The organism is Spirulina sp. LEGE 11439 (genome assembly GCF_059821285.1).
In genome coordinates this window covers 1-13048 of record NZ_JCAMRX010000091.1, presented here as the reverse complement: position 1 = coordinate 13048, position 13048 = coordinate 1, and the positions used below count along the sequence as shown (strand labels likewise).

14 protein-coding genes are annotated in these 13048 nt (G+C 44.7%); 7 read left to right on the top strand and 7 right to left on the bottom strand.

From position 1 onward, the window contains the following. The first annotated feature begins 174 nt into the window (after positions 1–174). The 6 genes from AC6RV6_RS29355 (at position 175) to AC6RV6_RS29330 (ending at position 3958) form a co-directional block, all read left to right on the top strand. The gene (locus AC6RV6_RS29355) at positions 175–771 is read left to right on the top strand and encodes a cell division protein SepF (RefSeq protein WP_500244419.1); all 597 of its coding nucleotides are present in this window, start codon (positions 175–177) and stop codon (positions 769–771) included. 92 nt (positions 772–863) lie between these two features. Beyond that, positions 864–1667, top strand: coding sequence for a pyrroline-5-carboxylate reductase (gene proC / locus AC6RV6_RS29350; RefSeq protein ID WP_500244418.1), 804 nt, complete (start codon positions 864–866; stop codon positions 1665–1667). A 74-nt stretch (positions 1668–1741) separates the two neighbouring features. Next, positions 1742–2131 (top strand): hypothetical protein, encoded by a 390-nt coding sequence (locus AC6RV6_RS29345; RefSeq protein WP_500244417.1) that lies wholly within the window; start codon positions 1742–1744, stop codon positions 2129–2131. A gap of 25 nt (positions 2132–2156) precedes the next feature. Next, on the top strand, positions 2157–2504 hold the full coding sequence (locus AC6RV6_RS29340) for an immunity protein CdiI family protein (protein ID WP_500244416.1): 348 nt from the start codon (positions 2157–2159) through the stop codon (positions 2502–2504). 18 nt (positions 2505–2522) lie between these two features. After that, the gene (locus AC6RV6_RS29335; protein WP_500244415.1) at positions 2523–3788 is read left to right on the top strand and encodes an LPO_1073/Vpar_1526 family protein; all 1266 of its coding nucleotides are present in this window, start codon (positions 2523–2525) and stop codon (positions 3786–3788) included. A gap of 47 nt (positions 3789–3835) precedes the next feature. Beyond that, a complete protein-coding gene (locus tag AC6RV6_RS29330; RefSeq protein ID WP_500244414.1) occupies positions 3836–3958 on the top strand; it encodes a hypothetical protein in 123 nt (40 codons plus the stop codon). On the opposite strand, the gene AC6RV6_RS29325 is transcribed toward AC6RV6_RS29330, so the two are convergent. The 7 genes from AC6RV6_RS29325 to AC6RV6_RS29295 form a co-directional block, all read right to left on the bottom strand. Beyond that, the gene (locus AC6RV6_RS29325; protein WP_500244420.1) at positions 3950–4165 is read right to left on the bottom strand and encodes a type II toxin-antitoxin system HicB family antitoxin; all 216 of its coding nucleotides are present in this window, start codon (positions 4163–4165) and stop codon (positions 3950–3952) included. The two genes, AC6RV6_RS29330 and AC6RV6_RS29325, sit on opposite strands and share 9 nt — an antisense overlap. Next, positions 4152–4415, bottom strand: coding sequence for a type II toxin-antitoxin system HicA family toxin (locus tag AC6RV6_RS29320; RefSeq protein ID WP_500244413.1), 264 nt, complete (start codon positions 4413–4415; stop codon positions 4152–4154). Before AC6RV6_RS29320 ends, AC6RV6_RS29325 begins: the two co-directional genes overlap by 14 nt. A 51-nt stretch (positions 4416–4466) precedes the next feature. Then, entirely contained in the window at positions 4467–6437 is a 1971-nt protein-coding gene (gene acs / locus AC6RV6_RS29315; RefSeq protein ID WP_500244412.1) for an acetate--CoA ligase, read from the bottom strand. A gap of 121 nt (positions 6438–6558) precedes the next feature. After that, on the bottom strand, positions 6559–8019 hold the full coding sequence (locus tag AC6RV6_RS29310) for an HlyD family secretion protein (RefSeq protein WP_500244411.1): 1461 nt from the start codon (positions 8017–8019) through the stop codon (positions 6559–6561). 27 nt (positions 8020–8046) lie between these two features. Then, a complete protein-coding gene (locus AC6RV6_RS29305) occupies positions 8047–9498 on the bottom strand; it encodes a hypothetical protein (protein ID WP_500244410.1) in 1452 nt (483 codons plus the stop codon). Positions 9499–9684: 186 nt separating this feature from the next. Further along, positions 9685–11040 carry an acetyl-CoA carboxylase biotin carboxylase subunit gene (accC, locus tag AC6RV6_RS29300; protein WP_500244409.1) on the bottom strand — a complete coding sequence of 452 codons (1356 nt, stop codon included), beginning with the start codon at positions 11038–11040 and terminating at the stop codon, positions 9685–9687. 104 nt (positions 11041–11144) lie between these two features. Continuing rightward, entirely contained in the window at positions 11145–11486 is a 342-nt protein-coding gene (locus AC6RV6_RS29295) for a hypothetical protein (RefSeq protein ID WP_500244408.1), read from the bottom strand. Between the two features lie 77 nt (positions 11487–11563). Here AC6RV6_RS29295 and AC6RV6_RS29290 point away from each other — a divergent pair, with 77 nt between their 5' ends. Next, positions 11564–12991: a NupC/NupG family nucleoside CNT transporter gene (locus tag AC6RV6_RS29290; protein ID WP_500244407.1), complete on the top strand. Its 1428-nt coding sequence runs from the start codon at positions 11564–11566 to the stop codon at positions 12989–12991. Positions 12992–13048: the final 57 nt, after the last annotated feature.

Below are 13048 nucleotides of genomic sequence, written 5' to 3'. Positions count from 1 at the left end.
ACTGGTGACTGGTGACTGGTGACTGGTGACTGGTGACTGGTGACTGGTGACTGTTTCCCACTCCCTGATAAAATAAAAATCCCCTCAATGCAGCATAAGTTCTCCAACTTTGTTACTGTGGGGATACGAAAAATTGCTGTCAATCTCAATTTTAAGGGTTAGGGAGAGCGAGTCGTGAATACAATTTTCACCAAACTAAAAGACTTTGTAGGCCTCAACGAATCCGAGGAATACGAGTATTATGAAGAAGATATGGATGGCAATGACTATCAAAATCTCTACCAGCAAGAAAATGCGACCGTAGTAGAAGAAGAACGTCAACGCCCTCGTCGCAATCGGGAAAGAATCCCAGTAACACCACCAGAAACAGGAATGGCGGCAACAACGCCGAGGAGTAACGTGATTGGAATGCCCGGAACCGCTAATGGAATTTCAGAAGTTGTGGTCATTGAACCCCGCTCTTTTGAAGAAATGCCGCAAGTGATTCAAGCCTTGCGGGAACGCAAATCCGTGGTTTTAAATTTAACCGTCATCGACCCCGATGAAGCCCAACGTGCCGTTGATTTCGTCGCCGGGGGAACTTATGCGATCGACGGTCATCAAGAGCGCATCGGTGAAAGTATTTTCCTCTTTACTCCCAGTTGCGTCCAAGTGAGTACTCAGTCGGGAATCGTTCAGGAAATGGCCGCCGCAACGATGAATGCGGCCCGTCCCCAAGCAGCCCCTCCGAGTCCAGCATGGACTCTCGATCCTAACCGTTTGGCTCAATAGTTAGGCTTAATTTTGCTTTCGGAGTCAGTCCAATCTCTGGGAACGGTTGCTTTTCTTGATGCCCGTTCCTTGTTCCCTTTCAATTAAAAAGAGTGTCAGTTCAATTTGGTATTATTGGCGGCGGGGTAATGGGAGAAGCTCTCTTATCTCGCCTTCTCGTTCAAAATCTTTATACCCCCGATGCAGTTGTCGTTAGCGATCCTCTACAGCAACGGCGAGCTTATTTACGCAAAACCTACGGGGTTGAAGTCACCGAAAATAATCAAGCTGTTTTTGCAGCGAATACAGTTTTATTGGCAATTAAGCCCCAAATTCTCGATCGCGTGGCCTCGGGACTCTCCTCAGCCAAACAAGTACCGGGAACACTGATCCTTTCCATTTTGGCGGGAGTGCCGTTAAAACGCATGGAGACAGCTTTTCCCAACTGTACGGTCATTCGTGCCATGCCCAATACTCCGGCGACAGTGGGGGCAGGAATGACGGCGATCGCACCGGGTTCTCAAGTCTCTCCGGCACAGATCGAGCAAGCCAAGACTATTTTTGCCACCGTGGGAGAGGTGGTTGAGGTGCCAGAATCTCTCATGGATGCGGTCACGGGACTTTCGGGATCGGGTCCGGCTTTTGTGGCTTTGTTGGTGGAAGCGTTGTCAGATGGGGGGGTTGCCTCGGGGTTGCCTCGGGCGATCGCGTCGCAATTGGCAGTACAAACCGTGTTAGGGACGGCAAAGCTATTGCAAGAAACAGATCTGCATCCCGCACAACTCAAAGATCGCGTCACCAGTCCGGGAGGCACCACTATTGCGGGGGTGACAGCATTGGAAAATGGCGGATTTCGGGCGGCTGCGATCGCAGCAGTCAAGGCAGCTTGCGATCGGTCTCGGGAATTAGGTCAATAAGAGAATGAAGAATAATAAGAGAGCGCGATCGCTTGACTAAATTAGGTATCACCTTATTATTCTCTCTCCCTTTTATGATTGACTCAGACTCAGAACTCAATCCTTTAGTTGCCGAACTTCAGCAATTGGGAATCAAACACGATCCAGAGGCGATCGTTTGCATTGCTAAACAAGCGGATGGAAAAATTATCTTTTTAGAAATTGGCGATCGCAGTCGCGGTTTGCAACATATTCTAGAGAAGGCAGAGCAATTTGTTAGTATTGGGATTAGCGCAGAAGAAATTCCCGATGCCATTATAACTGCTCTCACTCAAAGGCAAATCATCGGCTATCAAGGCAAAAAGCATCGTCACCCTAGACCTATTTATGAATTTAGATTTAAGGATGAAATCAAGTATATTTCAGTGACAGTTGCAAGTAATGGATACATTGTCGGCGCAAATCCTCGAACTCAACCCAATTGATTGACAGCAAATATAGGAGGTTTGCATGGTTAAGAAAATAAAATTAATGGCAGATTATGGTTGCGATCCTCTCTGGTGGGACGAGTCGGATATTGTTGGAGATATTGCACCGGAAATTTTACCTTTAACTGAAGAAACCATTCAACGCTTACATCAATGGGCGAAGTGTTATGATGAGACTTTAGATTGGGACGATCCTGCAAATTCTCTCGGTTTTCAGAATGAAGAAGACGCACGAGATTTTGAGGAGGAAGGACTAACTTTATGGCAGCAAATTCAGCAAGAACTTTCACCAAATTATGAGGTTAGTTATTTTAGCGAAAAATCAGGGAAAGTTTTTTATAAACCCAACAAAATAGAAATTTTACAATAAAAATACAATAAAAAATAAATGGCTAGAAAATCACCCTCAACTCAAACTATTAAAAAATTATTTGCTTTGTCGGGAAATCAATGTGCTTTTCCTGAATGTCAAGAAAAAATATGCGATGACAGTGGAGCAGTTTTAGGAGAAGTTTGCCATATTGAAGCGGCAAATGAGGGAGGAGAGCGTTATAATCCAAGGCAAACAGATGAAGAACGAGCTAGTTTTGATAATTTGATTTTATTGTGTCATAAACATCATACCATTACTGACGATGAAATAGTGTATACAGTAGAAAAGTTGCAACAAATGAAACAAGAACATGAACAAAAATTTTTAGAACATCAATATCAAGTTTCAGATCGCGTTGTTACTGAAATGACAAAGCGACTTGAAAATCTTGAAAACAAAATAGAATATCTCGAAAAAGATACAAAATTGATGTGCTATGAACTATTTGAGAAGAATTTTTTAAGATTGCAAGGAGTAGCTGAAAATATAGCTAGAAAAAATATAGAAGATTTTACAAACAACTTTTGGCAAACTCTTAACCTATTTTCAGCTACTAAAGAGGAAATTGAGAAATTTTCCGATCCAGACGTACAGTATAATTTATCGAAAGCAATCAGAATCGCAGCTTGTAAAGGAGACGAGACTACAAACAACTTATTATCCAGCATATTAGTCAAGAGAATCAAAGAAAATGACGATCTACAAAAAATCATCTGCAATCAAGCCATTGAAAAGGCTGAATGGTTGACGGTCAATGAGCTAAAAGTCATTACACTTCGATTTTTTATGTACGAGTATTTACACGAAATTTCAATTTCATCTTGGGAAGAATTTCATGATTATCTAGAAAAATATGTAAAACCTTTTTTAAGTTGCGCGAGAACTCAAATAGTATATCGGCAAATTGAATCCTGCAATTGTGGAAATTTCAATATGACTTTTTGCCGTCCTCGATATTATAGTATAATTAATAATTTACATCCTTCGTTGTTTAAAAATTATTCGGATATTTATGAGAATTTTGATAATCCAATAATAGAGAAAGAATTTAAAGAAAAACTAGATTTTGCAGATAATTTAATGAATATTTGGAGAGAAGAAGGTTTAGGCAATCTAGACTTAACTTCAGTTGGAATTACACTCGCTATTTCGTTTTACAGAGTTTACAAAAGCTCTCTCATAAGCAATGAAATTTTAGATATAGTCCCTCTAAACTCAGAAATTAAGCCTATACCTGGTGCACTCGGTGCTGGTGTACGCAAATTCTCATTGTTAACTTAAATTAATGTCTCTTCGTTTGCCTCAATTTTAACAACGATCGCAGGAGAATGAACATCGATCGCCCATTTCTCATCGATATAGCGAAAACTGGAGTCAAAAATCAGAGTGAGTGTTGCGATCGCAACTTCTCCTATTTCTATATTCTTGCGATCGATCTGACATTAAATTGAATAAGAGAATTCTTTGACTTTAGCTTCGGGAATGCGATCGCCAAACTCTTTTGCGGTTTCGATCCATAATTCCATTGCTTCTTGAATATTAGTTAAGGCAATTTCCCGAGTTTGACCGTGTGCCATACAGCCCGGTAATTCAGGAACATTGGCAACAAAAACTCTATCCTCTTGACTCCAATAAATATTGACCTCATATTTCAGCATCATCCACTCCTAGATCGTATTTAATAATAATAGCGCGAACTTGACGAACTTGATAGGCTTTTGCCTTACTCCCGTCAGCTTGTAGATTGGGTTTTTCTTCGATGTTTTCCTTTCTAAAAATGTGGTGTCCGCCCTTAATTCGTTCCTCAAATCCCAAGCGTTTTAAAAGTTGACACAATTCATTAAAAGAAATATTTGCATCCGAGCTACCCTCTACAATTCGCAGGAGAAGTTTTTCATATTTGCCCATATTGTAACTCCGTTGAGAACAATAGACGGGCAAGTTTGCCCGCCTGTTTGTTTAACCGCCACTGCGTAATTTATCCAAAACGCTGCGATCTTCCAAGGTAGACGTATCTCCCGCCACCTCTTGACCCGCCGCCAAATTCCGCAATAAACGACGCATGATTTTACCCGATCGCGTTTTGGGCAGAACATCGCTAAAACGAATATCTCCGGGTCGCGCGATCGCACCAATTTCCTGCACGACGTGCTGCATCAACTCACTTTTGAGGTCATCTGTTCCCTCATAATCTCCCTCTAAAGTGACAAAGGCAAACACCTCTTCTCCCTTCACTTCATTGGGTCGTCCCACCACTGCCGCCTCAGCCACCGATGGATGAGACACTAAAGCAGACTCCACCTCCATCGTCCCCAAACGGTGTCCGGAGACATTCATGACATCATCCACGCGACCCATGACCCAGAAATAGCCATCGGGATCTCGCCTCGCCCCATCCCCAGCAAAATAGAAATGCTGTCCATCTTTGGGTTTAATATGTTCCCAATAGGTGCGACGAAACCGCGCTTCATCTCCATACACCGTGCGGATCATACTCGGCCAAGGTTGTTTGACAACCAAATATCCTCCTTCATTTTCTCCCACAGGGTTGCCATCGAGATCGACAACATCAGCAACGATACCGGGAAACGGAAACGTCGCCGATCCGGGTTTGGTGGAGGTTGCACCGGGAAGAGGTGTTAACATGAAACCCCCTGTTTCCGTTTGCCACCAAGTATCGACAATGGGGCATTTTTCCCCACCAATAACTCGGTGATACCACATCCATGCCTCGGGGTTAATGGGTTCGCCAACGGTGCCGAGAATGCGGAGAGAGGAGAGATCTCGTGCGTTGGGTAAATCTTCCCCCATCTTAATGAACGCCCGGATCGCCGTCGGTGCCGTGTAAAAAATGGTCACGCCGTATTTTTCCACCACATCCCAGAGACAGCCGGGGTTAGAAGCACGAGGCGCACCTTCATACATTAAACTGGTGGCACCGTTGGAGAGAGGTCCGTAAACAATGTAACTGTGTCCCGTGATCCAACCCACATCCGCCGTACACCAATAAACATCCGTATCCTTGAGATCGAACGTCCATTTTGTCGTCATGTGAGTGTAGAGATTGTAACCTCCCGTTGTATGCACGACTCCTTTCGGCTTGCCCGTAGTGCCGCTTGTGTAGAGAATGAAGAGCATATCTTCGCTGTCCATCGGTTCGGCAGGACAGTTGGCAGATGCGTCCTTTTCGAGATCGTGCCACCAATGGTCGCGTCCGTCTTCCATGTGGATCGCGGCTTTGGTACGCTGCACCACGAGGACATTTTCGACGCTGGGAACGCTATTTTCGGCGAGGGCTTCATCAACGGCAGGTTTTAAAGGAATAATTTTATCTTTGCGAAAACCGCCATCGGCAGTTACGACTAATTTTGCTTCTGCATCTAATAGGCGCGTTTTCAAGGCTTCTGCACTAAAGCCGCCAAAAATGACGCTATGGGGCGCACCGATGCGAGTACAAGCTAACATGGCGATCGCGGCTTCAGGGATCATGGGCATATAAATACCCACGCGATCGCCTTTTTTCACCCCTAACTGTTTGAAGACATTGGCCATCTTGCAGACTTCCCGATGCAGTTGGGCATAAGTCAGCGTGCAACTATCTCCGGGTTCCCCTTCCCAAATGAGGGCGGCTTTGTTTTTGCGCCACGTGGTCAGATGCCGGTCTAAACAGTTATAGGACAAGTTTAATTTGCCGTTGACAAACCATTTCGCCGAGGGAGGTTTCCAGTCGAGGACTTTATCCCACTTCTCAAACCAGTGCAGTTCTGTTTCCGCCAGTTCTCCCCAAAAGCCTTCGGGATCCGTTGCCGCTTTATCATAAAGTTCTTTATATTTTTCCATGCTGCTGATGGTTGCATTGGCTGCAAAATCTGCAGGAGGAGGAAAGGTGCGATGCTCTTGTAGGATTGATTCTATGGTTGCTTCGGACATGGGTATTTGTGGCTAAATTGACTGTTTTTTACCATACTCCTCAAGGGAACGCGCAAATCGCAATTGTTGTTTTTCTTTAAAATTCGAGGGCGATCGGGATGAGGAAATGTTAAAAAGCATGTTAAAAATATTGACGCAATTGTTTCCAAATTTCTCGCCACCAAATCCGATATCGGGGTAAACGTTCGACCGCAATAGACGCATCGGCTTCAGAATTGGGAGAAAGGAAGCGATCGCGGTTATCAAAGGTTGCTCTCACTCGCATGAGTTGTTTTTGCCCTGATTCATCACTATCAAATAAAGGTTCGATATCTTTAATCAAACTATTAAAGGAATCAAGTTCAATTTCTCGAGGTTTCAATTTTACCGGTAATTCGCGTTTGCCAAAAAACTGTTTAACTAAACCGGCATCCCCTTGGGTAATCTCAATCGTCGCGACCATTTCTTCAAGATTGGCAACGACAAGAACGGGTTTATCTTCGGTTATTTTTTGACCGAGCTTTTGCGGTAAATCCGGCGTAATAATTGTTCCGGTTAGGGGGGATTTAATTAAAGTATTTTTTTGATGTCGTGCTTCTAGTTTTTTCACTTCAGTATCTAAAGTTTTAACAATCGGGGTTAAACTTTTTACCGCCATTTTAGCGGCGGCTAGTTTTTGCTGAAGAGGTTCTAAATTGGTGATTTGAACGAGTAACTCATCTTGACGATCTTGGAGGCGTTCTTGACGATTTTCTTGCAGGAATTCCAGTTCGGCAGATTTAGCCCTAATTTGATGTTGGATTTCTAAAGCAAGTTGATCTTGTTGTTGAATTTGAGCCTGTAAGGTCACTTGACGAGATTGGAGATCGGTCAATTCTTTCGTTAAAGAAAGACGAGACACTGCTCCATCTCTTCTCAATTGTCTCATGGCATCGGTATCGTATTCTTGGGCGATTTGTTGTACTCCTTTTAGTTGCTCGATCAGTTTTATTCGCTCGCTTCTAATACTGGTGAGTCGCGTGGCAACTGCATTAATTTCTTGGATTAATTTACGAATTTCTGGGGCATTACCACCGCGATTGAATTTACTGCGATAATCTTCCTCGCGACGATAAGCAATAACGGTTCTTTTTTGCTCTCGGGCGAGTTCGGCGGCGAGGATGGTAATTTGAATTTTATTGGCTTCTAATTGTGCCTGTTTTTCTTGTAGTTGTGCCTTTTTTTGCGTGATTTCTGTTTCCAATGCGATCGCTTCTACATCGGCAAGGGGTTGATCTTTTTCGACATCTTCCCCATAGCGTACCCAAAATTTTGTGACTTTTCCGGGAAAATCGAGAAAAATATTTCTGATTTGTTCTTCATGGGGTTCAAAATAAGCCACTCCTTTGACATAAATCGTGGCGGGAGAGAGAATATACCATCCTCCTACCGTTAATATTATCGCGATCGCCCCGAGACGAAACCAATTGCGATCGCGCGGGATTTCTGCGGGAGGGTTTGTCGGTTGAGGTGCTTTCTGGGGTTGAGAAAGAGGAGGGGATTGTTTTGGGGGAATATTATGGGGAGGAACGGCTTTAAGAGAGGGACGAGGAGAAGATGACATAATCGTATTGAGTAATTTAAAACTAGATTAACGAGAAGATGAAAAGCATTTTGAAAATAGCCAATAGACAATTCCGACTAAAAGAATCGTTTGGGTAATTTGCGGAAGATTCTCCAAACACCATTGCAGAACGCGCAGGATTAAAAAGCCAAAGATAAACCAAAGATAAACAATGCTTAATGGTCCGTAAAGTGCTAAAATCCAGCGCGTCTTCTTGGGTTCTTGGAGTGGTTTTCTCGTGAGGAGATTGAGATAAAAAGCTCGCGATCGCGATCGTAAATTAAGGATTCCGGTTAAAGCAACTAGAAAATAATACCCATCAAATTTAGCAAGGGGATTTAAATTAATCGCAAGGGTAAAAAGTGCAGAAATTAACAATAGATAACTGGTTGTTTGTAGGGTACTACCCGGAATCGCAAGATTCCAAATCGTCAGGGCGATCGCGGCGATGGTTAACTGCATGAGAACTCCTGCACCAACCACGAGCAAATGCTTGCCTCGGGAAAGTCGATAAGAGTCAGTTGTATTCGTATAAGCGGCTGGAAATAACATCATCAATAATAGTCCTATTTCCGGTACAGTACCGCCAAAATGTTTCAATGTAAAAGCGTGACCCAGTTCGTGTATAACAACTACAAAAAGTGCGAGAAAAATGAAAGGGAGAATGAGAGAATGACTGTAAGACTGCCAAAGTTTTGCCCCTGCATAAGCAATTTCTAAGCGTTGATTCCAACCGATAACCGCACAACTGGTGAGAAATAGACTCAAACAAAATCCGGCGGCATTTGTCCATATCCAACGCAGGCGATCGATGTGATGATTTAAAAAAGTATCGGGGTCAAATAAGGGGATTTGCAGATAAAGCAATTGTAAAGGATTGAGAGAAAAGCCACTCTTTTTAGGAGGATCGATGCCGGCTAGCATTCCTGTTGCTGCGAGGATTTGCCGTTGTTGTTGTAATTGTTGATTAGGATAATTGTTTTGATGCCTAACAGTTTCGAGAGGAAATTGTTGTAAGAGTTGGATGGCTTGGTAACAATGCTGGTTAAAGAAAAGATAAACTAAATTGGGGATTTTTCTCTGGATCAGACCCCATTTGGGGGTACCGTTGGGATTTCGTAATAACCAATAGCCAGCAGGATGTTCGATCCATTCGACTTCTGGTTTTAAGGTAATATAAGGTTGAACAATATTTTCCGTGAGTATTCCTTCATCGAGAAGGCGAGCGATTAAGCGATCGACAAAAGCAGAGGAAATCTGGGGATATTTTTGCTGACAGCGTTTTTTGATTTGAGGGACGGTAAATTTCCCGGTAAAATGCCCGATCGCATAGTTTTCTTCAGGAGATAGGGGAATTTCGTGAGGAGTTGATGTTGATTTGAGTAAGTGTTGTTTGTCTTCTTTCCGTTGTACGAGTTTCCAATAGTCCCGCAGATCCGGACAAAGGTGCAAATCTGAGTTTTGAGCGGGTGAAGTCATGGCGATCGCGTTGAAACTTTGAGGTTCTGTAGTCTCCTCTGGCGATCGATTCTCTTTTTATGCACTGAATAGAGAATTATTTACAAAACTTTACAAAAAAGGAGTGAGACCTATTCGATCGAGATACTTGGCGATCGCATTTTTGTCTTGTTTCTAAGTTATGCGATCGCAAATCTCTGTTCCTGATTATCGATTACCTAAATCCATATGTTTTTCGATAAAATTCGTATACACTTCTCCGGCCAAAAATGCCGGAGAATTGAGAATTTTGGCATGAAAATCAATGGTCGTAGGAATTCCTGCGATCGCGCATTCTTGTAAAGCCCGTTTCATGCGACGAATTGCCGTATCTCGATTCGGTCCCCATACAATTAACTTTCCGATTAACGAATCATAATAAGGTGGGATTTCATAATCTGTATACACATGAGAATCGATTCGTACTCCGGGACCACCGGGGGGCAAATAAGCACTAATTCGTCCGGGATGGGGACGGAAATTATGGGTCGGATCTTCCGCATTAATACGACATTCGATCGCATGGCCTCTTAACTCAATATCCTCTTGTTTAACCTGTAACTTTTCCCCTTGAGCAATGCGAATTTGTTCGGTAATTAAATCCAATCCCGTCACCATTTCCGTTACCGGATGTTCCACCTGAATGCGGGTATTCATCTCCATAAAATAGAAATTTCCGCCCCGATCCATTAAAAATTCTACCGTCCCCGCACCAATATAATCGATGGATTTGGCAGCATTCACCGCCGCTTCTCCCATTTTTTCTCGCAATTCGGGAGTGAGTGCGGGACTGGGAGATTCTTCTAGTAGCTTTTGGTGGCGGCGCTGAATGGAACAATCGCGCTCTCCTAAGTGAACGACGTTGCCATAAGAATCCGCTAAAATTTGGATTTCTACGTGACGGGGACAATCTAGGAACTTCTCCAAATAAATTCCCCCATTGCCAAATGCCGCCTCAGCTTCCCCTTGAGCCGCTTGAAAGAGACGCACTAAATCCCCTTCATCTCGTACCAAGCGCATTCCTCGTCCGCCGCCCCCCGCCGTCGCTTTGAGAATTACGGGATAGCCAATTTTTTTCGCTAAAGAGAGAGCTTCTCTTTCGTTGGCCAATAATCCCTCACTACCCGGTAACGTGGGGACCTGCGCCCCTTGCATTGTCTTTTTCGCCGTTGATTTGTCCCCCATCGCCAACATCGCATCGGGAGTCGGTCCGATAAAAGCAATTTTATGATCCGCGCAAATTTCTGCAAAGCGGGCATTTTCTGCTAAGAACCCATAACCGGGATGGATCGCCGTCGCATCATGCGTTAAAGCCGCCGAAATAATATTAGGAATATTGAGATAACTTTTGTTACTGGGAGGTTGACCGATACAAACGCTTTCATCTGCTAACTGAACGTGTAGGGCTTGGCGATCGATCGTTGAATGAACGGCAACGGTCGCAATGCCTAATTCTTTGCAACTGCGGAGGATTCGTAAAGCGATTTCCCCTCGATTGGCAATAAGTATCTTTGAAAACTGCATTTTGTTTGGGTAATGGGTAATCGGTAATGGGTAATAGGTGATAGGTTATGAGGAAAGATAAATTATCGCGGTTCACGAACCCGAAACCCCAAAACCGAAAGAAATTACAATTCGGGATCGAGATTGTCTTGGTTTTCTCGGTAGCGCTCGGATAATTCCGTGGGAGGGCGATCGCTACTCCATGCCCACCAAACTCGATCGCACTCGCATTGGTAGAACTCTTGCCATTTGCGGTGATACTCTTCATCAATGGCTGGGGCGCGGCGATTGATCCAAACGCGCTGGGATTGGTAGTTGGACGCACCGCAATGAGGACAGAAAAATTGCAGGGCGTGGGTGGCACTTTGGGTCCACTGAGGGGGAACGGGATCGAAGGCTTCCATAACTTCGGCGATCGCGGGTTGCTTTATCTCTAGCTTATCAGGGGAGGGATTCTTCGCTTGCATCCGGCCGAACTCCTGATATTATTGGCATGAACGAAAGCTAAGGGAAGCAACTTTAACATCTAAAAGGGGAAAATCCCGTGGATCCAATCCTCAACATTATTTCATTTTTCGGTATCTTTGGGCTGTGCGCGATCGCTTGGCTGGGGTCGGAAAACCGCCGGGTCATTCCTTGGAATGTCCTCGTTTTCGGCATCGGACTGCAACTCGTTATCGGTCTCTTTGTCTTTGTCGTCGGTTCTCAAGCCGTTGAAATTATCAATAATCTCCTCAATCCAGTTTTGGACGCTTCAGAAGCTGGCGCAAGATTTTTATTTGGTGGGAACAAGTCCATTATCGTTCCCAATCCCAGTCTCACTGTCGGTCCGGGTCCGGCGGGCCGCTGGCTCGCCCGAGCGATCGGGGATGCTTATGTGGGCATACCGGGCGATCGTCTCGGTCCTGACAATCTCAGTGTTGGCTACATCCTTGCCTTTCGCGCCTTACCTCAAGTCATTTTCTTTGCGGGGTTAGTCAGCCTGCTCTATCGCCTCAATGTTATTCAACCCATCGTCAAGGTTTTTGCTTGGATATTTCAACGGACGATGAAAATTAGCGGCGCGGAATCCCTCTCGGGGGCGGCTAATATTTTTGTCGGTATCGAGTCGGCATTAGCAGTTAAGCCCTTTTTACCGAAGATGACCCGCAGCGAACTCTGCGCGATTTTAACCAGTTGCTTCGGTTCGATCGCTTCTTCAGTGCTGGCCCTTTATGCCGGACTATTAAGACCGACATTTCCCACCATTACCGGTCATTTAGTCTCTGCTTCCATCCTCACCATTCCCGCTTGTTTTGTCATTTCCAAACTTCTCGTCCCGGAAACCGGAGAACCGGAAACCATGGGAACGATTCCTGAAGAGGTAGAAGATGAATCAATTCCCAAACTCAATCCTGTCGATAGCTTAATTGTTGGCGCATTGGACGGGGTAAAAATGGCCGTAGCGATCGCGGCCGTTTTAATTGCGATTCTGGGCTTATTAGAGTTGGTTGATATCGCGTTTGGCAGTTTATCGGCTTTGAGCGAGAGTGAATACACCCTCTTAAAACCTATCGGACAACTCTTTCAGCTTGTCACTATTCCCAACATCCTTGGGGTTTTATTCTTTCCCTTGACGGCTTTAACAGGGGTTTCTCTCGATCCCAACGAACTCTGGCAAGCCTCTTCTCTGATTGGGCGGCGGCTGTTTGAAACCAGTATTCCCCCTTATCTTGCCCTAGGACAGCTTTCCGCAAGCGGAGCGCTCAATCCTCGCACCCTGATTATTGTCAGTTACGTTCTTTGTGGCTTTGCCCATTTTGCCTCTTACGGCATCTTTGTCGGCGGACTCTCGGCTTTGGTTCCCGAACGGCGTGGCGAGGTCTCAGCCCTTGGTTTTAAGGCACTCTGGGGGGCAACGTTAGCCACTTTGATGACTGGAGCCGTGGCGGGAGTTTTCTATTTTGGCCAGGCCAGCGCCCTCGGACTTTAGTTTCAGTCACCAGTCACCAGTCACCAGTCACCAGTCACCAGTCACCAGTCACCAGTC

Bases quoted from the DNA above. Each gene is read 5' to 3' on its own strand.
- AC6RV6_RS29305 (WP_500244410.1), bottom strand. From the start codon at position 9,498: ATGACTTCACCCGCTCAAAACTCAGATTTGCACCTTTGTCCGGATCTG.
- AC6RV6_RS29295 (WP_500244408.1), bottom strand. From the start codon at position 11,486: ATGCAAGCGAAGAATCCCTCCCCTGATAAGCTAGAGATAAAGCAACCC.
- AC6RV6_RS29345 (WP_500244417.1), top strand. From the start codon at position 1,742: ATGATTGACTCAGACTCAGAACTCAATCCTTTAGTTGCCGAACTTCAG.
- AC6RV6_RS29320 (WP_500244413.1), bottom strand. From the start codon at position 4,415: ATGGGCAAATATGAAAAACTTCTCCTGCGAATTGTAGAGGGTAGCTCG.
- AC6RV6_RS29325 (WP_500244420.1), bottom strand. From the start codon at position 4,165: ATGCTGAAATATGAGGTCAATATTTATTGGAGTCAAGAGGATAGAGTT.
- accC (WP_500244409.1), bottom strand. From the start codon at position 11,040: ATGCAGTTTTCAAAGATACTTATTGCCAATCGAGGGGAAATCGCTTTA.
- AC6RV6_RS29335 (WP_500244415.1), top strand. From the start codon at position 2,523: ATGGCTAGAAAATCACCCTCAACTCAAACTATTAAAAAATTATTTGCT.
- AC6RV6_RS29330 (WP_500244414.1), top strand. From the start codon at position 3,836: ATGAACATCGATCGCCCATTTCTCATCGATATAGCGAAAACTGGAGTC.
- AC6RV6_RS29340 (WP_500244416.1), top strand. From the start codon at position 2,157: ATGGTTAAGAAAATAAAATTAATGGCAGATTATGGTTGCGATCCTCTC.
- acs (WP_500244412.1), bottom strand. From the start codon at position 6,437: ATGTCCGAAGCAACCATAGAATCAATCCTACAAGAGCATCGCACCTTT.
- AC6RV6_RS29310 (WP_500244411.1), bottom strand. From the start codon at position 8,019: ATGTCATCTTCTCCTCGTCCCTCTCTTAAAGCCGTTCCTCCCCATAAT.